Annotated in this window: 20 protein-coding genes and 1 pseudogene; 8 read left to right on the top strand and 13 right to left on the bottom strand. The window is 71.0% G+C overall.

The window, feature by feature from the left end; genetic code table 11:
* Positions 1-111: 111 nt before the first annotated feature.
* Positions 112-588 (bottom strand): ATP-binding protein, encoded by a 477-nt coding sequence (locus LIX60_RS28600; RefSeq protein WP_227961975.1) that lies wholly within the window; start codon positions 586-588, stop codon positions 112-114.
* Between the two features lie 251 nt (positions 589-839).
* Between LIX60_RS28600 and LIX60_RS28595 the strand changes: the two genes are divergently transcribed.
* From LIX60_RS28595 to LIX60_RS31615, 4 genes are all read left to right on the top strand, one after another.
* On the top strand, positions 840-1,730 hold the full coding sequence (locus tag LIX60_RS28595) for a helix-turn-helix transcriptional regulator (protein ID WP_227961973.1): 891 nt from the start codon (positions 840-842) through the stop codon (positions 1,728-1,730).
* Entirely contained in the window at positions 1,727-1,939 is a 213-nt protein-coding gene (locus LIX60_RS28590) for a DUF397 domain-containing protein (RefSeq protein WP_227961971.1), read from the top strand. Before LIX60_RS28595 ends, LIX60_RS28590 begins: the two co-directional genes overlap by 4 nt.
* 136 nt (positions 1,940-2,075) lie before the next feature.
* Positions 2,076-3,077: an NAD-dependent epimerase/dehydratase family protein gene (locus LIX60_RS28585; protein WP_227961969.1), complete on the top strand. Its 1,002-nt coding sequence runs from the start codon at positions 2,076-2,078 to the stop codon at positions 3,075-3,077.
* A complete protein-coding gene (locus tag LIX60_RS31615; RefSeq protein WP_265584955.1) occupies positions 3,074-3,208 on the top strand; it encodes a hypothetical protein in 135 nt (44 codons plus the stop codon). The genes LIX60_RS28585 and LIX60_RS31615 overlap by 4 nt, the downstream gene beginning before the upstream one ends.
* Before the next feature lie 77 nt (positions 3,209-3,285).
* Here the strand turns inward: LIX60_RS31615 and LIX60_RS28580 are convergent, their stop codons facing one another.
* The 4 genes from LIX60_RS28580 to LIX60_RS28565 form a co-directional block, all read right to left on the bottom strand.
* The gene (locus tag LIX60_RS28580) at positions 3,286-4,272 is read right to left on the bottom strand and encodes an XdhC family protein (protein ID WP_227961967.1); all 987 of its coding nucleotides are present in this window, start codon (positions 4,270-4,272) and stop codon (positions 3,286-3,288) included.
* A gap of 97 nt (positions 4,273-4,369) precedes the next feature.
* Positions 4,370-6,547: a xanthine dehydrogenase family protein molybdopterin-binding subunit gene (locus LIX60_RS28575; protein WP_227961965.1), complete on the bottom strand. Its 2,178-nt coding sequence runs from the start codon at positions 6,545-6,547 to the stop codon at positions 4,370-4,372.
* 52 nt (positions 6,548-6,599) lie between these two features.
* Positions 6,600-7,589: a xanthine dehydrogenase family protein subunit M gene (locus LIX60_RS28570; RefSeq protein ID WP_227961963.1), complete on the bottom strand. Its 990-nt coding sequence runs from the start codon at positions 7,587-7,589 to the stop codon at positions 6,600-6,602.
* Positions 7,586-8,128 carry a (2Fe-2S)-binding protein gene (locus LIX60_RS28565; RefSeq protein ID WP_227961961.1) on the bottom strand — a complete coding sequence of 181 codons (543 nt, stop codon included), beginning with the start codon at positions 8,126-8,128 and terminating at the stop codon, positions 7,586-7,588. Before LIX60_RS28565 ends, LIX60_RS28570 begins: the two co-directional genes overlap by 4 nt.
* Before the next feature lie 231 nt (positions 8,129-8,359).
* Between LIX60_RS28565 and LIX60_RS28560 the strand changes: the two genes are divergently transcribed.
* Entirely contained in the window at positions 8,360-9,265 is a 906-nt protein-coding gene (locus tag LIX60_RS28560) for an AraC family transcriptional regulator (RefSeq protein WP_227961959.1), read from the top strand.
* A 138-nt stretch (positions 9,266-9,403) separates the two neighbouring features.
* On the opposite strand, the gene LIX60_RS28555 is transcribed toward LIX60_RS28560, so the two are convergent.
* Positions 9,404-10,540: an amidohydrolase family protein gene (locus LIX60_RS28555; protein WP_227961957.1), complete on the bottom strand. Its 1,137-nt coding sequence runs from the start codon at positions 10,538-10,540 to the stop codon at positions 9,404-9,406.
* A gap of 387 nt (positions 10,541-10,927) precedes the next feature.
* Between LIX60_RS28555 and LIX60_RS28550 the strand changes: the two are divergent.
* A pseudogene (locus tag LIX60_RS28550) lies at positions 10,928-11,524 on the top strand (transposase); the annotation flags it as partial.
* 904 nt (positions 11,525-12,428) lie between these two features.
* Here the strand turns inward: LIX60_RS28550 and LIX60_RS28545 are convergent.
* The 4 genes from LIX60_RS28545 to LIX60_RS28530 form a co-directional block, all read right to left on the bottom strand.
* Positions 12,429-13,334, bottom strand: a complete 906-nt coding sequence (locus tag LIX60_RS28545) for an endonuclease/exonuclease/phosphatase family protein (protein ID WP_227961954.1) — start codon at positions 13,332-13,334, stop codon at positions 12,429-12,431.
* Between the two features lie 464 nt (positions 13,335-13,798).
* Positions 13,799-14,659, bottom strand: coding sequence for a DUF6879 family protein (locus tag LIX60_RS31845; protein WP_308101899.1), 861 nt, complete (start codon positions 14,657-14,659; stop codon positions 13,799-13,801).
* A 126-nt stretch (positions 14,660-14,785) separates the two neighbouring features.
* Positions 14,786-15,304, bottom strand: a complete 519-nt coding sequence (locus tag LIX60_RS28535) for a YrhB domain-containing protein (RefSeq protein ID WP_308101897.1) — start codon at positions 15,302-15,304, stop codon at positions 14,786-14,788.
* Positions 15,305-15,492: 188 nt separating this feature from the next.
* A complete protein-coding gene (locus tag LIX60_RS28530; RefSeq protein WP_227961950.1) occupies positions 15,493-16,947 on the bottom strand; it encodes a helix-turn-helix domain-containing protein in 1,455 nt (484 codons plus the stop codon).
* Positions 16,948-17,188: 241 nt separating this feature from the next.
* On the opposite strand from LIX60_RS28530, the gene LIX60_RS28525 reads away from it, so the two are divergent.
* Together LIX60_RS28525 and LIX60_RS28520 are read left to right on the top strand one after the other, a co-directional pair.
* Positions 17,189-17,623, top strand: coding sequence for a peptidase inhibitor family I36 protein (locus LIX60_RS28525; protein ID WP_227961948.1), 435 nt, complete (start codon positions 17,189-17,191; stop codon positions 17,621-17,623).
* A gap of 302 nt (positions 17,624-17,925) precedes the next feature.
* A complete protein-coding gene (locus LIX60_RS28520) occupies positions 17,926-19,392 on the top strand; it encodes a glycoside hydrolase (RefSeq protein ID WP_227961946.1) in 1,467 nt (488 codons plus the stop codon).
* 59 nt (positions 19,393-19,451) lie between these two features.
* On the opposite strand, the gene LIX60_RS28515 is transcribed toward LIX60_RS28520, so the two are convergent.
* The 3 genes from LIX60_RS28515 to LIX60_RS28505 all read right to left on the bottom strand — a co-directional run bounded on the left by LIX60_RS28515 (position 19,452) and on the right by LIX60_RS28505 (position 22,756).
* Complete coding sequence (locus tag LIX60_RS28515; protein ID WP_227961931.1) at positions 19,452-20,159, bottom strand: AAA family ATPase; 708 nt, start codon at positions 20,157-20,159, stop codon at positions 19,452-19,454.
* A gap of 79 nt (positions 20,160-20,238) precedes the next feature.
* Positions 20,239-21,039 (bottom strand): ANTAR domain-containing protein, encoded by an 801-nt coding sequence (locus LIX60_RS28510; protein ID WP_227961929.1) that lies wholly within the window; start codon positions 21,037-21,039, stop codon positions 20,239-20,241.
* Between the two features lie 43 nt (positions 21,040-21,082).
* The gene (locus tag LIX60_RS28505) at positions 21,083-22,756 is read right to left on the bottom strand and encodes an MFS transporter (protein ID WP_227961927.1); all 1,674 of its coding nucleotides are present in this window, start codon (positions 22,754-22,756) and stop codon (positions 21,083-21,085) included.
* Positions 22,757-22,797 lie beyond the last annotated feature (41 nt).

Genomic DNA, 22,797 nt, shown 5'->3' with positions numbered 1-22,797 from the left:
AACGACCACGGGGCCGAAACGGCACGTTGTGCCGGCGTTACACCGCGACGGGTCCTCCCACGGCGACAGTGGGCGCCCGGTGGACGACCGCCGCCTCGCGGAAGCAGGCGATCACCCGGCCCTCCGGCGGCCGGGCAGCCGGCACTCCGCCCACACGGTCTTCCCCGGGCCGTCGCTCCGGGGCTCCCAGCCCCACCGGTCGGCCAGCGCCGCCACCAGCAGCAGGCCCCGACCCGACTCCGCGTCCGCGTCCCGCTCCCCCGGCCGCGCCGGAACCGGCAGCCGTTCCGCCCGGGTGTCGGTCACCTCCACGCGTACGCCACCGCGGCCGATGGCCATCCCGAGCCGGAAGTCCCGTCCGGGGACGCACCCGTGCCGTGCTGCGTTGGACGCCAACTCGGCCACCACCAGCGTCACGGCGTCGTGCGTCTCGCTCCCGTACGGCACGCCCCGCTCGTCCAGCCACTGTCCGGCAAGCCGCCTCGCGAGCCGCGCACCGCGCGGGGTGGAGCTGAAGCGCAGGGTCAAGTCCTGTGCGACGGAAGGGATTCCGACAAGGGCCGCGTTCTGCCCGGTCTCGCTGTTCATGCCGCCACGCTGGCGGCTGAAGACCGGCGTGACCAGCGGTGACGCGCCCCGTCCGCTCCATTGTCCCCGCACCGGCCACCGTTGTGCGGGCAGAAACAGCCGGAGCGGTGTGCTGTACGCCGCGCACGCACACCGCTCGCGGCGTTGTACGCGCTGTGCGGCGTTACCGGGCCCGGGCCTGTCCGGTTGGACAGTGCTGAGCATACGGCCGGCTGGAAGGACGGTGGGGGCACGTGCACGAGGGGGACGACATGCGCGAGGAACCGACGGGACAGGAGACGACGGCCGCGGCCCGGAACCAAGGCCACCCGGCGGCCGACGACTTCGAGCACCGGGACGACGGGGCGGGAACGGGCATCGTGACGGCGTTCGGCCGCCAGCTCAAGCTGCTGCGCACACGGGCGGGCCTGGAACGTCCACAGCTCGGCTCCCTCACGAACTACTCGGCGTCCTCCATCGCGTCGTTCGAGCAGGGCAGGCGGATCCCGCTGCCCCGGTTCATCGACAGGGCGGACGAGGTGCTGGGGGCGGGCGGTCTCCTCAAAGCGCTGAAAGAGGAGGTCGAGCGGGCCCAGTACCCGAGCTTCTTCCGCGACGCCGCGCGCCTTGAGGCGGGCGCGACGGCCCTGTACGTCTACGCGGTCTACGCAGTACCCGGGCTGCTGCAGACCGAGGACTACGCACGGGCCGGGTTCCGCCTCCAACGGCCGCTGCTCGACGAGGACATCATCGAGCAGCGCCTGAGCGCGCGCATGGCGCGCCAGGAGGTTCACGCCCGGCGGCCCGCGCCGCTTCTCAGTTTCATCATCGAGGAGGCAGCCGTTCGCAGGCCCATCGGCGGGCGTACAACGCTGCGGGAGCAGTGGGAGAAGATGCTTCGCCTCGGGCAGCTTCGCAACGTGGAGATCCAGATCATGCCGACCGAGCGGGAGGATCACGCGGCTCTGGGAGGGCCGTTCACACTGATCGACACATCGACGGGGCGGCGCGTCGCCTATACCGAGGTGCAGGACGACAGCCGCCTGTACATGGAGCAGGCAAAGATCCGCGAACTCGAAACCCGCTATGGCATTCTCCGGTCTCAGGCACTCACACCGCGTGAGTCATCGACTTTCGTCGAGAGACTGTTGGGAGAGTCATGAACGCTGAGCGCTCGGAGTCGGCCGTGCCCGAGGCAGCATGGTTCAAGAGCAGTTACAGCACGGGCGGAGGCGGTGAGTGCGTGGAGGTGGCCGCCATGACGGCCTCCGTCCACGTCCGGGACTCCAAGAACCGCACCGGTCCGGCACTCACCGTGTCCCCGGACGTCTGGGCGTCGTTCGTCGGGCTCGTCACCGGCCCGTCCGCCTGACCGGAGAGCACAGCCCGCCCGCACAGTGAGGGTCCTGCCGCGCGTGTTCACCCGCCCGGCAGGGCCCTCGCCGTTCCGGGTCCGCTGTCAGCGAATACGCCTGGGCGTTCCCCGCGCGTGGTGCTTGGGTGGCGGGATGGAGATCCTGGTACTGGGTGGAACGGCGTGGGTGGGCCGGGAGGTGGCGCGGCTGGCTTTGGCGCGCGGTCACCGGGTGACGTGCCTCGCGCGGGGCGAGAGCGGCGAAGTCGCGGACGGGGCGCGGCTGGTGGCCGCCGACCGGCGCGAACCCGGTGCGTACGAGCCGCTGCTCGACCGCGAGTGGGACGCCGTGGTCGAGGTGTCGTGGCAGCCGGGTTTCGTCCGCGGGGCACTCGACGCCCTGGGTGGCAGGGCCGGGCACTGGACCTACGTCTCCTCCTGCAATGCCTACACCTCCCACGGCACCCCCGGCGCGGATGAGTCGGCGGCCCTGCTCGCCCCGACCGACCGGAGCGAGGTGGACCGCTCGCTGTACGGGGAGGCGAAGGTCGCCTGCGAGCAGGCGTCGGCGGCAGCCGTGGGCGACCGCCTGCTCATCGCGCGCTCCGGCCTCATCGGCGGCCCGGGCGACCACACCGGGCGCTCCGGCTACTGGGCGGCCCGCGCCGCGCGCGATCCACACGGGCCGATGCTGGTTCCCGGCACACCTGACCTGCCCACCCAGGTAGTTGACGTACGGGACCTCACCGCATGGCTGCTCGACAGCGCGGAGGCGGGGGCCACCGGCACGTACAACGCCGTCGGCCCGGTCGGCCCGTTCAGCGAGTGGATCGAGCTGTCCCGAAGCATCGGTGGGCACACCGGCCCGGTGGTGACGGCCGACTCGGCATGGCTGCTCGCGAACGGCGTGGCCGAGTACATGGGGGACGAGTCCTTGCCGATGTGGCTGGTCGAGCCGGGCTGGGAGGGCTGGTCCGCCCGTGACGGCTCGGCGGCGCGCGCCGCGGGCCTCCGCCACCGCCCCCGGGCAGAACTGCTGACCGACACCCTGCGCTGGGAACGCGAGCAGGGCCTCGCCCGGCCCCGCCGCGCCGGCCTGAGCGCGGGCCGCGAGCGCGAACTGCTGGACGCCTGGCGGAAGACGGCGCCGTCATGACCCGGGAAGAAGACGAGGTGGGCGCGGCCGTACGCCGCTCCGGCACCGGCACGGCCTGCCGGGAGGTGATCGCTGTGCTGCGGGTGGCGCGCAGGGTGTCATGTGACCGATGGTCGCCGAGCGGGCCGTGATCCGGTTGATCCGGAGGCTCGGTGGTGCGGACCGGAGCCGCAGCCGGTGGACGGAACCTGCTGGTCCGGACATCGCCTCACGCACCGCCGTGTGAGAGAGCGGTGGCCCGGATGGGCAGGTCGCCGTCGCGGAGCGGCCGTCCGCTGCGTCCGTTGCCGGCCGCGACGAGCTCGGCGAGGATGGACAGGGCGCTCTCGGCGAGGGAGGTTCCGCCGAGGTCGAGGCCGGCCGGCCCGTGCAGGCGGTCGAGCCCCGGGGTGCCTGCCAGGCGCCGCAGGCGTTGGGCATGGGTGGTCCGGCTGCCCAGGGCGGCGACGTATCCGGCCGGGCCGGTCAGGGCGGCGCGGAGGGCGCGGTCGTCGATGCGTGGGTCGTGGCTGAGCGCGACGACCGCGTCGTGGGCGTCGAGCGGGTGGCGGGTGATCCACTCGTCGGGCCAGGTGCGGACGGCCGTGACGGGGGCCGGGAAGGCTCCGGAGGCGGCATGGGCGGGCCGGGGGTCGAGGACGACGGTCCTGCGGTGCAGCGGGGCGGCCAGAGCGGCGAGTACCGCTGCGAGGTCGGTGGCACCGACCAGCAGCAGCCGCGGCCGCTGCCCCAGCTCTTCCGTGTGGGCGGGGCCGTCGTCGGGCAGCCGGCTCACGGTGGCGGCCACCGACCAGGTGTACGGCGGCCGCAGCTGGACCCGGACCGCGAGCGGACGGTCCTCGGTCAGTGCCGTGGTGATCGCGGAGTGGACGGGCTCGGGCGGCGCGGCCACGACCAGGACCCGCAGGTCACCGGCGCAGGCGGGCGCTTCCTCCCAGGGCAGCAGGTGTTCCCCGGGCGACACGGTCGTCACGTGCGGCGCCGTTCCGGCCAGGACCTCGCGGGCCTTCTCCAGGACGATGCCCTCGACGCAGCCGCCCGACAGCGAGCCCCGCCACGTACCGTCCCCGGCGACCGCCATGGTGGCGCCGAGTGGCCGTGATCCGGGGCCGTCGCGGCCCACCAGCCGGGCCAGCACCACCGGCCGGCCCGCGCGGTGATGGGCGTCGGCGAAAGGCCAGATCTCGCGCAGCACATGTACCTCCTCTCCTGGCGGGGTCTGCGGCGGGACGGATGGCGGTCCCCCGGCGCGGCTGGACCGCCGATCGACGCGGACGAGTCACCGCGGTGAGTCACCGCGGAGGGTGTTCCTCCAGGACCCGGTCCAGGCGGATCGGGAGGGACCGCCGGCGGGTGCCGGTGGCGTGCCAGACGGCATTGGCGATCGCGGCCGCGGTGCCCACGGTGCCGATCTCGCCGACGCCTTTGATGCCCGACGGGTCGCCGGGTTCGTAGTCCTGGACGAAGTCGGCTTCGATATCGGGGATGTCGGCGTGGGCGGCGATGTGGTACCCGGCGAAGTCGGCGTTGACGTGCCGGCCCGTGACGGGGTCACGGCTGCCCTCTTCGTGCAGGGCCATGGACAGTCCCGTGATCATTCCGCCGATGACCTGGCTGCGGGCCAGGAGCGGATTGACCACCCGGCCCACCGCGAACATGCCCAGCAGCCGCCGGACGCGCACTTCGCCCGTGGCCGGGTCGACCGTCGTTTCGCAGAACACGGCGCTGTACGCGTGCCGTTCCATGGGGGGCAGCTTGCCGAGTGAGGCGGTGGTGTCGGCCGTGACGGTCAACGGCAGTGCGGCGCCGCGCAGTTGGGAGCGCAGTTCCGCTGCGGCCTCGGTGATCGCCCATGACCAGGACGTCGTTCCCCGGGATCCGCCGGCGCTCCAGGCCGGTCCGAGGTCGCTGTCCGCGATGACGAGCCGTATCCGCTCGGGACCGGTGTGCAGCGCCTCGGCCGCCACCGCGGTCAGCGCGGTGCGTGCGCCCGTTCCGATGTCGGTGGCGCCGACGGCCACGGTGAAGGTTCCGTCGGTCTCGGCGGTGACCGACGCCGAGGAGGGCAGGGCGCCCGCGGAGAAGGACGTGGCCGCGAGCCCGGTGCCGACCAGCAGTCGTCCCTCTCTCCGCCTGCGCGGGCGGTGGTCGCGCGTGGCCCAGCCGAACCGGCGGGCGCCCTCGCGCAGGCACGGGACGAGGTTGCGGTTGCTGAACGGCAGGCCCGATACGGGGCCCACGGTGGGCTCGTTGCGCAGCCGGAGTTCAAGGGGGTCCATGCCGAGGCGTTCGGCCACCTCGTCCATGGCGGATTCCAGCGCGAACGAGCCGGGTGTCGCGCCGGGACCGCGTACCGAGTACGGGGGCAGGATGTCGAGCGGGACCGCGGTGCGCCGGGTGCGGATCGCCGGTGCCGCGTAGAGGGTGTTGGACAGTTCGGTGCAGTTCTCGAGGTACTCCGCGAGCTTGGAGACCTCGAAGGCCGCGGCGTGGTCGAGTGCCCGGAGACGGCCGTCGGTTCCGGCCCCGATGCGGATGCGCTGATCGGTCGCCGGTCTGGGCGACACCGCCTGGAAGACCTGTTTCCGGGTGAGGGTGACCCGTACCGGACGGCCGAGCACCGTCGTGGCCATGGCCGCGAGGACGAGTTGAGGGCCGCAGCCCGCCGACTTGGAACCGAAACCGCCCCCCACGTGCGCGGCGCGGACCCGCACCTGCTGCGGGTCGAGGGAGAACAGCGTGGCCACGGTCATGGCGGTCAGGAAGGGCCCCTGGGTGGAGTCCAGGATCTGCAGACGTCCGTCCTCCCACCAGGCGGTCGCGGAGTGCGGTTCCATGGCGGCGCCGTGCTGCTGGGGCGTGTGGTAGCGCTCGTCGACGACCACCGGGCTCGCGGCCAGTTCCGCGTCGACGTCGCCGATGGTCGCGTCCTCGCCGAAGAACGACACCGCCGGCCGGCCGGCCGGGTGGTCGAGGGAGAAACCGGTGTCGTGCGGTGCCTCCTCGTACGTCACCCGCAGCGCAGCGGCCGCCGCCCGGGCCTGTTCGATCGTCTCCGCCACCACCAGCGCGATCGGCCGGCCGGAGCAGGGGATCTCGTCGTTCTGCAGCAGGTGCATGCCGCCGTCGGGGCCGAAGAACGATCCCGCCTCCGGGTTGAGCCGGGGCGCGTTGCGGTGGTCGATCACGCCCCGCACCCCGGGCATGCCCTCCGCGGCGGAGACGTCGATGCCGGCGATGCGTCCCCGGCTCACCGTGGAGGTGACGACGTGGCCGAAGGCCAGGTTCTCCATCGGCTCGTCGGCTGCGTAGCGCACGCTTCCGGTGACCTTGGCGGGGCCCTCCACCCGGGCCTGCGGCGTTCCCACGGGGGACATGGGCCGGTCCGCCGGGTCTGTGCGCGGGGCGGCGGTGGGGTGCCCGGCCGGTTTCTCCGCGTCCGCGGACGCGCCGGCAGAGATGGGGTTCATGCGTGGCTCTCTCCTTGATGGCCGTGTGGCCGGTCGTCACTCGGTCCGGTCGTCACTCGGTCCGGTCGGCGAGTTCGGTCAGGACGGCCTCGATGAGATTGCGGGCCAGGGTGACCTTGTACGCGTTGTCGCGCAGCGGCCTGGCGGCGGACAGTTCCGCGTCGGCGGCGGCGCGGAAGCTGCCGGTGGTGGCGGACCCGTCCCGCAGGACGGCTTCGGCGGTCCGGGCCCGCCACGGCTTCGAAGCCAGCCCGCCGAGAGCGATCCGCACGTCTGCGACCCTTCCCTCACGCACGTCGAGGGCCGCTGCGACCGACACGTTGGCGAAGGCGTAGGACGCGCGTTCGCGGATCTTGCGGTAGCGCGCTCGCGGGAGAGCCGCGGAGGACGGCAGGCCGACCGCGGTGATCAGGGCGCCCGGCGGCAGCACCGTCTCACGCCGCGGTGTGCCGCCGACCGGTGGATAGAACTCCGGCAGCGGGATCTCACCGGATCCGTCCGGCGTCTCGTAGTGCACCACCGCGTCATACGCGGTCAGGGCCACCGCCATGTCCGACGGGTGGGTGGCCACACAGTGCTCGGACCAGCCGAGGACGGCGTGGTTGTGGTGCTCCCCGAGGAGCGCGGAGCACCCGCTGCCGGGAGCCCGCTTGTTGCAGGGCTGGGACGGATCGGCGAAGTAGGCGCACCGGGTCCGCTGCAGCAGGTTGCCGCCGACGGTGGCCATGTTGCGCAGTTGGCCCGAGGCCCCCGCCAGCACGGCCTGGCTCAGCGCCGGATAGCGGGCGCGCACCCCGGGGTGGGCAGCCGCATCGCTGTTGCTCGTCGTCGCCCCGATGACGAGCCCGCCGTCCGGCGCCTCACGGACACCGCCGAGCGGCAGGTGACGTACGTCCACCAGCCGGGTGGGTGCCTCCACCCCGTCCTTCATCAGGTCGACGAGGTTCGTACCGCCACCCAGATACCGGGCGCCGTCGTCCCCGGCGACCAGGGTGAGAGCCTCCCGCACCCGGGCGGGCCGGTGGTAGGCGAACTCCTTCACCTCGCCACCTCCTGGCGGGCCGCCGCCTCGAGCACGGCACGCACGATGGACGGGTGGGCGCCGCACCGGCAGAGATTGCCGCTCATGCGCTCCCTCACCTCGGCGGCATCCAGCTCGGGCGCGGGAGCGCCCGGGGGGAGTTCGGCGGTCACCGCACTCGGCCGGCCCTCCGCGTGTTCGGCCAGCATCCCGGCAGCCGAGCAGAGCTGCCCGGGAGTGCAGTATCCGCACTGCAAGCCGTCGAGCCGCACGAACGCCTCCTGGAGCGGCGACAGTCCACCATCGCCGGAAAGGCCCTCCACCGTGGTGACCTCCGTGCCCTCCGCGGCGACCGCCAGTGTCAGGCACGACACCACCCGCCGGCCATCGACCAGCACCGTGCAGGCACCGCACTGCCCGTGGTCGCAGCCCTTCTTGGAACCGGTGTGGCCGATGTCCTCACGCAATACGTCGAGCAGCGTCCTGCGATTGTCGACACTCAGGCCGCACACCACGCCATTCACGCGGAGCGAGATCTCGCTGCGGGTGTCGTCCGTCATCCTTTTCCTCTCGTCGCATGCGGCGGAGCCATGCGTGTGCAGTGCATCGCACATGCCGGGAACATCCACAGCATTCGTCCCCGGGGAAATCCTTCGAGGCGGTGTCCATTCTGCCGACGCCGCAGGCGAAAGAATTGCCCAGAACTGGCGGACCCTTGCCCGATCCTCTCGTCCGCACCGGACGGTGAACGGATTGTTGGCCCTCCTCCACCGGAGTGCTTCAATCGGGCCATGTCGCTGGATGAGCTCCGTACCCTGCTGGCCCGTCACGCGCGATCCGACAGCTACACCACCGCCATCGAGGGGGTTCAGATCGGCCGGGCGGAGCGGGCCGACGCGCCGTCGGCGTCGATGAGCGGAACGGTCATGGCGCTGATCGCCCAGGGCGCCAAACGTCTCGCGCTGGGCGACCGCGTCTTCGACTACCACGCCGGGCAGTACCTCGTCGCATCGGTCGACCTGCCCGTCACCGGCCACTTCACCGAGGCCGGCCCGCGCGAACCGGCTCTGGGTTTCGGCCTGTTGCTGGAGTCGTCGACGATCGCCGAGATGCTGCTGCAAGCGGCTCCCGGCACCGTTCCGCGGAACGGCTCCGCAGCCCCGGCCATCGCCGTCAGCGACGCGTCCGACGAGCTTCTCGACGCCGTGGTGCGGCTGGTCCGCCTGCTCGACCGCCCTCGCGACGCCGGCATGCTCGCGCCGCTGGTCAAGCGGGAGATCCTGTGGCGGCTGATCACCGGCGAGCAGGGGGCGACGGTCCGCCAGATCGGCCTCGCCGACAGCAAGCTCTCCCACATCGCGAGGGCCGTGCAGTGGATCCGGGAAAACTACAGAAACCCGTTCCGTGTGGAGGACGTGGCGGCGGTCATCGGCGTGAGTTCCTCGACGCTGCACCGCAATTTCCAGGCTGTGACGGGAATGAGCCCGATTCAGTTCCAGAAGCGGATACGTCTGCACGAAGCCCGGCTGCTGCTCGCCACACATCCCAGGGACATCGCCTATATCGGCTACCGCGTGGGCTACGACAGCCCGTCCCAGTTCAGCCGCGAATACCGGCGCCTCTTCGGTGCCCCACCGAGCCATGACGCCGTTCGCTGGTCAACCGGTCCGGCGGACGGAGCCGCGCCCCACCGGTGAACGGTCCGGGCGTGAACCCCGTTCCATCTTAGAAGAGCCTGTATGAGACCGCGTTATGGGGCAGCCGCGCATCGCACACTTCGGCCGTACTCTCGCCTTACAGCAAAGCATTCTTTCACTCCGGCCGACGCCGGCGTATCACTTCACGGGCACTTTCATTCCGAATAGTTTCTCTGCATTTCGGAACGCAATCTTTTCCTTGTCTTCGCGTGGCAAATCGACTCCGCGGAACCAGTCCGTCTGCTCTTTTATGTCCGCGAACGGGTAGTCGGTTGCGAACATCACTCGATCCACGCTTATGTACTTCAGCAGGAGATCGAGCAGTTCGGTCTGGGGGAATGCGCTGGTTGTGACCCAGAAGTTGTCCTGGAAGTATTGCCCGAGGGGCTTCTCGAGCGAGTCTTCGGTCGGCTCGCCCATGTCATTGACGATCCGCTCGTAGTAGAAGGGAAGACCTTCGCCCATGTGGCCGATGATGATTTTCAGTTTGGGGAATCTGTCGAAAACCCCGTACGCGATCATCCGAATGCATTGGGTCAGCACCTCCTGGTGCCAGCCATATCCAGACCCACTGAAAATGTAGTCCTGGTACTCTTCCGTGTATTCAGACCGTGTGGTGCTGTAGTAGATCTTGAAGACCTCGTCAGCCGGATAGCCGGGATGCAGGTAGATCGGCACATCGAGAGCAACGGCACGTGCCAGCACAGGCTCGAAATCGGGATGATCGAGATACTTCTTCGCGATGTGTCCGTTGGTCAGTGCGCCCAAGAAGCCATCTTCCCGAACCGAGCGTTCCAGTTCGTCCGCCGCCGCCTCCGGGCTCTGCAAGGGCAAGGTGGCGAAAGCCTTGAAGCGGCCCGGATATTTGGCGATTGGCCCGTCTACAAGTTGCCGGTTAAGACGATAGGCAAGGTCGATGCCCCTTTGCCCAGGGACATTTTGTACGGAGGGTGTATGAGCAGAGAGGATTTGAACGTTGAGTCCCCCCGCATCCATAGCGCCGATGCGGCGTTGACCCAGATCCGAAAGACCAATTTCCTCAAGGAACGCTATGTGTTCCTGATTGATGGAGTTCAGCTTCATCAACGCGGGAGTCGAAAAGGTCTCCTCCGTGCCGATGAAGGGCAGGTCCCGGTCTCGCAATGCAATGTCCGGATTCTTGTCCGGAGCCTTGTTCCCGTCCACTGCCGAAACGGCGGCATACGCGGACAAGCCGGCACCAGCGCCAAGTGCCGTGGAAGCGGCCAGAAAGCCGCGGCGTCCCATAGACTTCATGTCAGTCTCTCCTCAGGTGTTTGTGTGGTGTGGTATCCGTACGGCATCCGTCTGCGAGATGCTTCAGTACGGCGGCTGTGGTGGAGCTGACGACCCGCCCGCGTGCGCGCTGTGCGGGCCGGCCGCGCCGGGCCCCGCGCTGTTGTCGGCGTGCGACCCGCGGGCGGCGACAGGGAACGCCGTCACCAGCGCCATGGCGCCCACCCAGGATCTCAACCGCCCGGGCGGCGCTTTCCCTGACGGCGTTACCTTGACAACCATCAACGCCTCCTACACACGAGTTGCCTCGCTCATCTGACGCCGACTTCGTACCAAGCGAATCTGAGACGACCGTTAGAAGGCTCCTGACACGATCTCCCAGCCGGCGCCCGTCTGCTCACCGATCTGGCCGACAAGACCGGGTTGACCAGCGGGTTCGTCCAAGCATTGGGCCTGAACCGGCAGCGCCGGCCAACGCGCGAACCAGGCCGCGTCGCGGTCGACCTGGCAATGCCCGCGCCCGACGGCGGCGGCAGCCTGTGTGACGGCGCCCAGGTCGTCGAGCTCACCGACCATCCCGACCCCGGCGTGCTGGCCGCGTTCCCGGCCGGCACCCGGCTGGTCTGCCGCCGGGAACACCCCCACCCCGGCGCGCAACTGTCACTGTTCGACCAGGTCAACGGTATGCGGCATCAGGTCTTCGCCACTGACACACCCCACGGTGGCGGCTCGGTCCCATTCCTTGAAGTGCAGCACCGCTGCCACGCCCGCGTCGAGGACCGCATCCGCACCGGCAAGACCACCGGGTTCGGCCGGTTCCCGTCGCGGCAGTTCGCCATCAACCAAGCGTGGCTCGAACGCGCTCTGACCGGCATCGACCTGCTCGCCTGGACCCAAACCCTGCTCCTGGACGGCGCCCTCGCCACGGCCGAACCGAAGAAGCTGCGCTACCGGCTGCTGCACGTCGCCGCGAAACTGAGCCGCACCGCCCGCACCACGCTCGTCGGCAGCCGCGTTGTCGCCGCCAAGCCAGCGAAGCTACCCCACCTGCCCGGGGTGAATGCCTCTCCACTGCCGGATTTACACCATGGAATGGAGTCTCACCCCGAAAGCCCCGATAGGCGGCAATTGCCGGGCAGACTCGGCCACATGGTCCAGGCCGCACCCCCTCGGAAGGAAGGCACATCCATGCCCAGGATTCGTCGCACCGCCGTCGCCGCGTCCACCGCCGTACTGACCTTGTCCGGCCTTGTCGCCGCCGGCACCGCGCCCGCCTCGGCCGAGCCGGGCTCCTTCGACCTCATCAACAAGAAGGACGGCTCGCGTCTCGCCCTGGTGGACAACAACACCGTGGCCGAGGGCGCCTTCGCCAACAGCCTGCGGGACCCGGGCTGGAAGTACAGCACGGAGGAATGGACGTCACAGGTCGTCGGCGACCGTCAGCACGACGACACGTACAACCGCGTCCTCAGGAACGTGGCGGCGAACAAGTGCCTTCAGCCGCTGACCGATTCGCCGACGCGCGGGATGCGAGTCGTCGTGAAGACCTGCAACGGGTCGGAGCTCCAGAAGTGGAACCTCCAGCACGAGACGATCTCCGGCACGAACTCGCGCTGGCAGATCTGGCGTCCCGTCGTCAACAAGCGTCTCGCGCTGACGCTCGACAAGTACGGGAACGGCAGCTGGAACACGCTCTACCTCGACACCTCCTACCCGTCGTCCGACAGGCTCTGGGTTCTCCGGCCGAACGACCAGCCCTGGCATTACTGACGCTCCGCAGGCCGCCCGTCGGACACGGCGTTCCGTAAAAGCGCGAGCCGGCGGGCCGGCCGGGGAGGCCGATCCGGCTGGTTGCGTCACAGCACGGCAGTTGTCGCGTGCGCAGACTTGCCGCCCGGGAAGAGACCCCTCAGCCCAGTCCGATCCCGGCGATGACCGGGAGGTGGTCGCCGCCGGTCGTCGGCAGGGTTCCGATGTGACCGACGGTCGCGGAGCGGGCCATGATCTGGTCGATCCGGGCCACGGGGAAGGCGGCGGGGAAGCTGAAGGCGAAGCCCCGGGCCGGCACGTTCATCTGCGAGGTCAGCGGGGCCAGCCCGCGGTCGTCGACCGTGCTGTTGAGGTCGCCGAGGAGTATCACCGTGCCGAGTTCCTCGGCGGCGACGGCCTTGCCCAGCAGGTCGGCGCTTTCGTCGCGCCGGGAGGAGGCCAGGCCGGCCGCGTGGAGGCGGACCGAGGGCAGGTGCGCGACGTACACCGCGACCTCACGGTGCGGAGTTCGGACGGCGGCCCGTAGTCCGCGGCTCCAGGGTTCTGTGATCCCGGCGGGTTTGATGTCCAGTTCTTCGACATCGGTGAGCGGGTGTTGCGACCAGAGCCCGACGGTGCCCACCACCGCGTGGTACGGGTAGTGCGGGGCGAGGGTTCTCTCGTAGACCGGCAGCGCCGCGGGGAGCAGTTCCTCCAGGGCGATGAGGTCGGGCTCGGCATCGGCCAGGGTGCGGGCCGTGCCGGCGGGGTCGATGTTCTCGTCGCTGACGTTGTGCTGCACCACGACCAGGTTGTGCGCACCGGGCTCGTCCCCGGGCAGCAGCAGGCCGCCGAAGAGGTACGTCCAGGCCGCCACCGGCAGGAGCAGGGCCAGCAGTGCGACAGCCGAGCGGCGCAGCAGTGCCAGGCCGAGCAGCACCGCGATCACCAGGCCGGACCAGGGCAGGAAGGATTCGAGCAGGCTCCCCAGGCGGCCGGGGGTGTTCGGGACCAGCCGGTGGAACGCCAGCAGCACTGCTGTCAGCACGGCCGGAAAGGCGAGCATCCGCCCCCGTGTCCGGGATGACCGGTTGCCCGCCTTCCCGGCCGCCGACCACCACCTGGCCCTCTCGGGTGTTGCTCTCCCCGCCGCCGATGTCGCGCTGCTGTTCCGCTCTCCCATGGTTTCCCGTCCGCTTGGCCTGTGCCTTCGTTCCTGCCCGTCAGGACGAGCCGCCCGGTGCGGCGGGTTCTGTTCTCCGCGGGTGGGACGGCGCACATCCGTGGGGCCCGGGAGGCGGAACGGAGCCCGCCGTCCGGGCGTCCGGGGTCCGGGAGATCAGCGGTTCGCGGTGCCGGAGGACTCGGGAGACGGGGGTGAAGACCCGGTCTCAGTGGCACGGACAGACAGTGGCAGATGTACTACCACCAGGCCACGCCCATTCCGCCCGGCCAAACGTGACCGTCCCGCCGCACCCCGCTCCGGTGATGGGGCGGGCCGACGGTCATCGCCGTAACCGCTGAACCTGCTCAGAACCCTGGGTCCGGCGTTTCCAAGTGTGCGATCTCCCGGGGGAAGTAGGCCTCCACCCCTTCCCCCTTCGCGTACAACTCGCGCAGGAAGGCACGGGACCGCGCCACGACGTCCGATTGGGTGAAGCGCGTGGCGCCGTCGGGCGCGCCCGCAGGGGTGTAGTCGAGAACGTAGACGGCCTCGGAGCCCAGCACGCACAGTTCGGGCAAGGGCTCCTCCCGCTCGTACGACGCGACCCGCTCCGCTTCGAGCACGGACACCTGCTCCCCGTACTCCTGCTTGACATGCAGGACGTTCAGCTCCCACTGGATATACGGCGTGACGGGCCGCTCGACGACCCGCACCCGGTGCAGGCCGATACCCGATTCGGTGATCTTCCCGAACTCCTCCTCGTACGCCGGGCGCAACTCCTCGATCAATTGCAGCGAGTGCCCCCAGTCGCCACTGCGGAATGCCACATAGCTTGGGAAGTCACCTTCGTCATAATGCTGCATACGCTCCAGCTTCCAGAAGCCCTCGGCCCCGATACGCCAGAAGCGCTCCATGAAGTCGGGTGTGTAGGACGCCTGTTCAAGCCGGGTTCCGTGGGCACCATCGAAAATCTCATGCATTACGGGGAATTCCTCTCCTTCACAGTGGCTCGCCGGGACCGACACCATGAACGGGAAGGTGAGGGGCAGGGCCGCCCACAGCACCACGGCCGCGAGGATACGGTGCGCCGTTGTGTTCGGCGGCACCAGGGCAAGCAACAAAACCGCCGTGGAGGCGACAGCGAGATTGACCCCGATACCGGCGAGGTAGACGGTCAGTCGATGGCGGCGGGGAGCGAGTTCGATACCGCTGATATCGGTCTGCATCACACGGAATTGAAGCCGCGTTCCGAAACTTATCCTCCCGGGAACGTCCGCAGCCCTTGCCACAGCGAGATGCGCGACCTCGTGCAGGAAGACACGAGTGTCGCGGGCCTCCCCTTTGCCTGGCCATTACCGAGCCGGGCCCGCCAACGTACTGATGGGTAGCGGAGGGCACATCTGCGGCTTCCGGGTGAGGCCCACCAGTTCCTCTGCAGGTTGTTTTCCGTCCCGGACAGCCGTGACATAGGCCTTCGCCTGCTGTTGTCCCAACAACGGGGCCTGCTTCCGTAGGTGGCGTATCGCGGCCATGGTCCCGTCGGAGCACACGAGTGCCAGGACATCTGTGATCAGCGGATCGGGTGGTCGGACGCCTCTGACCTGTTGGAGGTAGAGCTCCTCCCAGCCTTCGCCGACGAACGTAGTGACAGGGATGTGGTGAATGCTCCCGTCCTGTCGGTCCACCAGATAGGGACCATGGCCCACCAACATCTTCCCGATATCGCGGCTGCGGATGTACTCCACCGATTGCATGAAGACCAGCCACCCGAGGGCGTGCTCCTCCACATCGAGGACAGCGAGCTCGGGCGGCCCTGCCATCCATGGTGACTTCTGCCGCTCTCTCGACAGCAGGTCCTCGACCAGTTCCACGGCGCGTTCCTTGGTGACCACATCCCTCATCTTTCACCACAGCGCAACCGGTTTCGATTCCGACCGGACCAGTCGCACATCCCCAGATCGAGACCTCAAACGCGGCGCCCCCTCGGACGTCATCGGTGCCTGGAGGGGGAGTGGACACCGGCCGCGAAGGTACATCGCTGGGCGTCCCCGGCTCCCGGTCAGCGTGCCGTGTCCGATGACTCCGGGGAAGGGGTGAAAACCCGGTCGCAGTGCGGCCAGTCGCGGAAGTCCCGGTGCTGGTCCCACAGGCGCTTGGCGGCGCGGATGTTCCACTCCGGGTCCAGGGCTTGGCGCGGGGTGCCGCCGAGGTCGCGCAGGCGGATGTCGGAGATCTGGAACACGCCCCAGTTCCTGGAGCCGTTGGTGTTCGGGAGGATGTGCAGCGGGTCGAGGAAGGACTGGCAGTCGGCGATGACGACGGCCCGGTCCGGTGCTTCGGTGAACACCTCGCGGATGCGCTGGCGCACCTTCTCCGGCGGCCACACGCTCATCTTCACCGGCTGCTCGTATAACGCCTTCTTGGTGGCGTCGCCCACGACCCCGTTGGGTTTGAGGCCGGCGAGCACCTGGAAGGCGGTGACTCTTCGCTGGGTCTGCGGGCCGAAGTTCCCGTCCACGTCGATGTCCGCGCCCTTGGCGTGCAGCAGTTGCTGCACCTCCCGTGCGCAGGCGTCGTGCTGGCCCATGGCCACGACAGGGCTGCAGGAGGCGGTGAAGAGCAGCCGCCGGCCGTTCTCGGCGGCCTCGCCGGTGCTGCCTGTGCTTCCGCCGTTCCCGGACGAGGACGTGAGGGTCGCCACGGTCCAGGCGGTGGCGCTCAGGGCGAGGGCCGCGGCGATGACCCCGACGGCGGCCCGGATCCGGCGCCGTCCCGGGGAGGCGGAGGGTGCGCGCTCGTTCCGGTGGTCATCGGCGGGAGCGGAGGGAGCCGTGGGAGCGGTGGGAGCGGGGGACGCGGTAGTCCCGGTGTGCTCGGCGGCGCTGTCCGGGGCGTCCTCCGTCCGGGGGACTGTGCCGGTCCGGGGGGCTTCTTCGGGCCGGGCGTCCCCCTCCGTCCCGCTCTTCGGGGAGGGCGTTGTTCCGCCGCCCGCCTCGGTGCCGCCGGCCGGTCCGGTGTCGCCGACGGGTCCGGTGTCACTGGCCGGTGCGGTGCCTGTGTCTGCCTCGGCGGCGGCTTCGGCAGATCTGGCGCCTTCGGCGGAACCGGCCGCCCCGGCCCCATCCGCCGACTGGCGTCCCCGCTCCGCCGGTTGGCGTGTGCCGGTCCGCCCCGCCGCCCCCGGTCGGACCGGCTCCCCCGCCGTCTCCCGGCCGCGCCTCTCCCCCGCCGCGTCCCCCTCTCGTTCCCCCGCCGCGTCCCGTTCCCGGGCCGCGTCCGCCAGGGCCCAGAGGCGGTGCAGCGTGCGCAGCTCGTCCGGGGCCGCTCCGCAGGCGACGGCGAGCCGGTGGAGGCTTCCGTAGTCCTGCGGGACGGAGGTCCCCCGGCAGTAGCGGTGCAGGCTGGAGCCGCTCATCCCGGACTTCCTGGCCAGCGCCTCGTAGCTCATTCCGGACCGGTCCTTGAGCGAACGCAAGAACGCGGCGAACCGCTCGGTTTCCCCGCACGCCGTCATCGGCGCACCCCCCCTTGCCACACCCTGCGGGACGGTGGTCGGCCCGCCCCCGGCCCCACTCTGCCACGGAACGCCGACAGCGCATCCCACTTCCGTCCCAGCCGTCCCGCAACGTGCCAGGCGGGACCGCCGCACCGTCCCAGGCGTCCCGTCCCGGCCGATCTCCTTGCCCGTTCCGGCGCCCGGTTGCGAGCGTCTAGCCCGTTCCGCACGAGCCAACGAACTCCGAGGAGACGGGCCCATGCACTTCCTTTCCGTACTCAAGGGGCGCCGGACCGCGCCCCTGCTCGCCGCCTTCACCCTCAGCGCGGCGGCCGCCACGGCCTTCGTCCTGCCGGCGTCCTCCGCCACCGCGGCGCCGGCCGCGCCCGCGGCCGTGGACTGCGCGACGGGCGACGTGTGCTTCTGGACCGGTTACGACTTCACCGGCAAGAAGTGCGCCTGGGACATCGCCGACCCCGACTGGCAGAACGGGGCCGTCAAGTGCTCCTGGGCCGCCACCACCAACGTCAAGTCGGTGTGGAACGCCGGGACCGGCAGCTACTCGGGCGTGGCCTACTACAAGGGCGCCAACTACACCGACCGGGTGGGCTGCACCCGGAACCAGCACGGCGGCAATCTGGCCGGCACCTACAAGGTCCGCTCCCACAAGTGGATCACCGGTAGCTGCGGCTGACGGCTGCCCCGGATGACCCGCCTCCCCGGGAGGGGGCCGGACCCGACCCCACCGGGTCCGGCCCCGGCCGGCCGGGCGCCGCGGCGGCGGACGACGGGCGGCGCACGACGTGCGGGCGCGGGGGGCCTGCACGCCGCCGCCGTCCGTAGGGGCTCCCGCCGCGGCCGCACCGACCACGCGGCCGCGGCGGACCGCCCCCTTCCCGCTCCCCGTTGGCAGAAAGCGCTTCCCGCCCTCTCGACAACCCCCTCCCGCCCCACCAGGCTGCTACCCGGCCGGGGGACGGACGAGAGGAGACGCCCGTGAGGCGCAGGACGTTACTGACGGCGGCCGGCGGGGTGCTGCTGGGCACCGCCGCGGCCCCGGGCACGGCGCACGCCGACGCGACGGTGCGGGTGGAGCCGGGCACCGACTACGGGGCCTGGGAGGGCTGGGGCACCTCGCTCGCCTGGTGGGCGAACGTCTTCGGCGACCGGGACGACTTCGCCGACGCCTTCTTCACCCTCGGCGACGTCCCGTACGACGGCCGTACGCTCCCCGGCCTGGGGCTGAACATCGCGCGCTACAACCTCGGCGCGTGCAGCTGGAACAGCGTGGACGGCGAGTCGATGGCGGTCTCGCCCAACATCCCCCGCTTCAAGCAGATCGAGGGTTTCTGGCAGGACTGGCGCGACGAGAATCCCGACTCCGCCGCCTGGAACTGGAACGTCGACGCCAGGCAGCGGGGTGCCCTGCTCCGCGCTCACCGCCGCGGCGCCAAGGCGGAGTTGTTCTCCAACGCCCCGATGTGGTGGATGTGCCTCAACCACAACCCGTCCGGGGCGGCCGACGGCGGCAACAACCTCCAGCCGTGGAACCACCGGCAGTTCGCCACCTATCTCGCGGTCACGGCGCAGCGGTCCCGTGACGCCTGGGGCGTGCCGTTCGTCTCCGTGGAGCCGTTCAACGAGCCGTCCTCCGACTGGTGGCGGGCGGACGGCCGGCAGGAGGGCTGCCACATCGACGCCGGCGTCCAGGCCACGGTGCTGGGCCATCTCCGTGCGGAGCTGGACCGTCTCGGGCTGTCGGGCACGCCGATCGCCGCGTCCGACGAGACGAGCTACGACCTGGCCCGCACGACCTGGGCGTCCTTCGACGCGGGGACCCGGGCGCTGGTGGACCGGGTCAACGTCCACGGCTACCAGGGCTCGGGGGGCCGCCGGGATCTGCTGCACCAGGAGGTCACCGGCGCGGGCAAGGCGCTGTGGAACTCCGAGACCGGTCAGAACGACGCCTCGGGCCTGTCGATGGCCACCAATCTCTTCCTGGACTTCCGCTGGCTGCATCCCAGCGCGTGGGTCTACTGGCAGGTGATGGACCCCAGCCCGGGCTGGGCCATGATCGCGTACGACCCGGACACCCTGCGGCCGGGGGCCGTGCAGACCAAGTACTACGTGTTCGCCCAGTTCACCCGGCACATCCGGCCCGGGATGCGGATTCTCTCCACGAGTGCGGGCAACAGCATCGCCGCGTACGATCCGGACGCGCGGCGGCTGGTCGTCGTGGCGGTCAACCCGGACCAGGCGCAGACGCTGACCTTCGACCTCTCGCTCTTCGGACGGGCGGCGGGCGGGCCGGACGGCCGGGTGACGCGCTGGTCCACGCACACCTCCGGCGGCGGCGACCTCTACGTCCGGCGCACCGACACCCGTCTGACGGGGAAGTCCGTGAGCGTGCCGTTCGCGGCGGGCCAGATCCAGACGCTGGAGATCACCGAGGTGACGGAGTAGGGGCGGCCGGGCGGGCCCGGCGCACGGCCATGGGCCAGGGCCGTGGGCCGGGCCCGCGCTCAGTCGAGGATGTGCCGCAGATACGCGCGCGGGTCGTTGAGGTAGCGGCGCCAGTGGTCGACGAGGGCGAGGTCGCTCCACTCCGTCCGGCGCAGGCCGTGGTCGCCGACCTCGACGATGTCCGCGCCCGGCAGGGCGGTGAGCAGCGGGGAGTGGGTGGCGCAGATGACCTGACCGCCGTTCTTCACCAACTGGTCGAGATGGCCGAGGAGTTCGAGGCAGGAGGAGAACGAGAGCGCGGCCTCCGGCTCGTCCATGACATACAGCCCGGGGCGGAGGAACTTGCCCCGGAACGCCGCGAGGAAGCCCTCGCCGTGGCTGACGGAGTCGGGCGCGAACCCTTCCCGGTCGAGCGCGTCGAGGGCGGTCTCGGCGCGCAGGAAGAAGCCCGTGCGTGCGGACCAGTTGCCGAGCATGCGCCGTCCGCGCGGCGCCGCTTCGAAGCGGATGCGCTCGCCGAGGACCGACTTGCCGCGGTGGCTGGCGTAGCGCCATTCGTGCGAGCCGCCGTAGGGGTCGAGGCCGAAGCCCTCCGCCAGGGCTTCGACGAGGGTGGACTTGCCCGAGCCGTTCTCGCCGACGAGGAAGGTCACCGGTGCCGTGAAGCGCAGCCCGTCCGTCAGGAGGCCGCGCACACAGGGCACGGACCAGGGCCACTCCCCCTCGTCGTGCGATTCCACATGTGCGTACGCGCGTTCGACGATCACGGGCCGAGTCTCGCACAGGGCTCGCCGGGCTCGCCGGGGGTGCCGGGTGTACCGGGCGTGCCGGGCGCGCCCGGTCCGGTTACCGCGGTTCGCCCGGCAGCAGCGGTCCCGGCGGGGCCGTCTCGGCGAGGCTCACCAGGGCGGCGGCGATGGAGCGGACCTTCATGTTGGTGCGCTGCGAGACGTTGACCAGCAGCTGGAACGCGTCCTCGGGACCGCAGCGGCGTTCGGCCTGGATGATGCCGATGGCCTGGTCGATCGTCGCACGGGAGCGCAGGGCCTCCCGGAGCTGGGCCACCTCCCTCCGCAGCTCGTCCCGGCGCCGGGCGTCGTCCGCTGTCTGCACCAGGTGGAGGGCGTAGCGGCGCTGGGCGAACGCCGTGTGGGTGCGGGCCGTGGGGGTGTCGGCCTGCTGGTAGGCGTTCTCCACCGTGCTCAGTTCCTCGTGGAGGCCGGTGACGTCCTCCACATGGTGGAGAAGGCCCGTGACCTGCCCGTCCTCGTCCAGCACCGGGCTGTTCACGGGGCTCCAGTACTTCTCGCGGAAGCCGTTCGGACTGTCGCGGAAGGGGACGTCGTACTTCTGGACCTTCATCGTGTCCACGCCCCCTCCTGCCAGGACGCGGCGCAGCGAGGCACTCAGGTTGAGCACGCCGTCCGCTTCCGGATCGTGGGGGTTGTCGGGGAACGCCTCGAAGATGTGGAGCCCGGTCAGCTCCTCCCGCTCCCGGAACGTCGCGGCCGCGTAGGCGCGGTTGGCGTCGCGGATCACCAGGTCCGTCCCGAGTATGAGCAGCGGCGACGCGGTGGCGTGGAAGACGGCCTCGAAGTCGGTGCGGGGCGACGCGAAGCCGGTGCGGGGGGAGTCGAGCGGTGCCATGTGCCGAACGTACTCGACCGCACCGCCGCCGCCCACGCTCCGCTCACCCGGCGACACGGCGTTCTGCGTCACAGCCGGCCGGGGCCCCGCGCGCCGTCCCGGTCCCCGTCGTCTCCGCGCCGCCCGCGGACACCGCCGCCGCCCCGGCCGGCCGGTCCGCCGCCGGTCCCGCCTCCAGGACGACGACGGCGGGCGGCCGGTCGCGGCGCAGCCCGGCCAGGGCGACGAGCACGACGAGGGCGAAGGCGGCGCCGCCCAGGCCGAAGCTGAGCGTGTACTGGGTCTCGGCGGGCAGCGCGGGGGCGCCCGGCGGCAGGCCGGGGAGGGTGTTGGCGGCGAGGAGCGTGGTGACGACGGCGCTCGCCACGGAGCTGCCCACCGACCGGGAGATGGAGTTGATGCCGTTGGCGATACCGCTCTGGTGCGCCGGTACGCCGGCGACGATGAACGCGGGCAGGGTGGCGAAGCCGAAGGCCACGGCGATGCCGGTCAGGGCGCCTCCGGTGACGACCGCCGCGGGCGTGCCGTGGGCGAGGGCGAGCACGGCGAAGCCGGTGACTCCCGCGCAGGCTCCGGCGGCCAGGGTGATCCGGGCGCCGATCCGGCGGACCAGCGCCCCGCCGAGCTGGGCCGCCAGGAGTGAGGCCGTCGCCCCGGGCAGCAGATAGACGACGGAGGTCCGCAGCACGGAGGCGCCGAAGCCGTACCCCGCGATCTCCGGGGGTGTCTGCACCAGGTACGAGACGCCGATGAACTGGGTGAACAGGCCGAAGCCGAGCAGCACTCCGGCGATGTTGGTGAAGAGCACGGGCCGCAGCACGAACATCCGCATGTCCACCATCGGCTCCCGCACCCGGCGCTCCACCAGCGCCCACACGGCTGTCGCCACCGCCGCGCCCGCGAGGCAGCCGAGCACCCGGGGCGAGCCCCAGCCCCAGGCGTTGCCCTGGGAGACCGGCAGCAGGAAGAGGACCAGGGCGGTGGCGAGGAGGGCCGCGCCCGCCCAGTCCGTGCGGCCGCCCGCGGGGTGCGGTGACGGCGGGACGGCCAGGGCCACGGCCGCCAGGGCGACGGCCGACAGCACCGCGGCGAACCAGAAGACCCGGTCGTAGCCGGCCTCCGGGCCCCGTGTGAGCAGTCCCGCGCCGACCAGCGCGAATCCGCTGCCGAACGCCAGGGTTCCGCTGACGAACCCCATGGCGCCGGGCAGCCGGCCGGCCGGCAGCTCGTCGCGGAGGACGGAGAGGGCGAGCGGGAAGATCGCGGTGGAGGCTCCCTGCAGCACGCGGGCGGTGATCAGCAGGGGAAGCGAGCCGGCCGTGGCGGCGAGGACGGAACCGGCGACGGCCAGCGCCAGAACGCCGAGGAGGACGGGCCGCTTGCCGCGCTGGTCGCCGAGCCGCCCCAGCAGCGGGGTGGACACGGCGGCGGAGAGCAGGGTCGCGGTGATCAGCCAGCTCGCGGCGGAGGAGGTGAGGGACAGCTCGTCCCGGATGACGGGCAGGATCGGCACGACCAGGGTCTGCATCGTGGAGACGACCATGGCGGCCGGTCCGAGCGCCAGGACGAGAACGGGCGCGGGGACGGAGCCGGGGGCGGGGCGGGCGATGCGGACGCGGCCGGGGACGGAGCCGCGGCCCCGGTCCCGGCCCCGGACGCGGCCCCGGAACGGGGACAGGACGCCCCGGGGCCGCCGCGTGCGGTGTGCTGGTGGCATGTCGGTGTCGGTGCTTTCTGGGCGTGCGGACCCGGCCGGGT

Source organism: Streptomyces sp. S07_1.15, assembly GCF_020739505.1.
In the GTDB taxonomy this organism is placed as follows: Bacteria; Actinomycetota; Actinomycetes; order Streptomycetales; family Streptomycetaceae; genus Streptomyces; species Streptomyces xinghaiensis.
The sequence above is the reverse complement of the archived record's forward strand: the minus strand, read 5'-3'. Positions and strand labels throughout refer to the sequence as shown.

Excerpts from the sequence above, each read along its gene's own strand:
- LIX60_RS28555 (WP_227961957.1), bottom strand. The coding sequence starts at position 10,540 with ATGAAGTCTATGGGACGCCGCGGCTTTCTGGCCGCTTCCACGGCACTT.
- LIX60_RS31845 (WP_308101899.1), bottom strand. The coding sequence starts at position 14,659 with ATGCAGACCGATATCAGCGGTATCGAACTCGCTCCCCGCCGCCATCGA.
- LIX60_RS28575 (WP_227961965.1), bottom strand. The coding sequence starts at position 6,547 with ATGAACCCCATCTCTGCCGGCGCGTCCGCGGACGCGGAGAAACCGGCC.
- LIX60_RS28560 (WP_227961959.1), top strand. The coding sequence starts at position 8,360 with ATGTCGCTGGATGAGCTCCGTACCCTGCTGGCCCGTCACGCGCGATCC.
- LIX60_RS28590 (WP_227961971.1), top strand. The coding sequence starts at position 1,727 with ATGAACGCTGAGCGCTCGGAGTCGGCCGTGCCCGAGGCAGCATGGTTC.
- LIX60_RS28600 (WP_227961975.1), bottom strand. The coding sequence starts at position 588 with ATGAACAGCGAGACCGGGCAGAACGCGGCCCTTGTCGGAATCCCTTCC.
- LIX60_RS28545 (WP_227961954.1), bottom strand. The coding sequence starts at position 13,334 with ATGCTCGCCTTTCCGGCCGTGCTGACAGCAGTGCTGCTGGCGTTCCAC.
- LIX60_RS28505 (WP_227961927.1), bottom strand. The coding sequence starts at position 22,756 with ATGCCACCAGCACACCGCACGCGGCGGCCCCGGGGCGTCCTGTCCCCG.
- LIX60_RS28595 (WP_227961973.1), top strand. The coding sequence starts at position 840 with ATGCGCGAGGAACCGACGGGACAGGAGACGACGGCCGCGGCCCGGAAC.
- LIX60_RS28530 (WP_227961950.1), bottom strand. The coding sequence starts at position 16,947 with ATGACGGCGTGCGGGGAAACCGAGCGGTTCGCCGCGTTCTTGCGTTCG.
- LIX60_RS28510 (WP_227961929.1), bottom strand. The coding sequence starts at position 21,039 with ATGGCACCGCTCGACTCCCCCCGCACCGGCTTCGCGTCGCCCCGCACC.
- LIX60_RS31615 (WP_265584955.1), top strand. The coding sequence starts at position 3,074 with ATGACCCGGGAAGAAGACGAGGTGGGCGCGGCCGTACGCCGCTCCGGC.
- LIX60_RS28525 (WP_227961948.1), top strand. The coding sequence starts at position 17,189 with ATGCACTTCCTTTCCGTACTCAAGGGGCGCCGGACCGCGCCCCTGCTC.
- LIX60_RS28565 (WP_227961961.1), bottom strand. The coding sequence starts at position 8,128 with ATGACGGACGACACCCGCAGCGAGATCTCGCTCCGCGTGAATGGCGTG.
- LIX60_RS28585 (WP_227961969.1), top strand. The coding sequence starts at position 2,076 with ATGGAGATCCTGGTACTGGGTGGAACGGCGTGGGTGGGCCGGGAGGTG.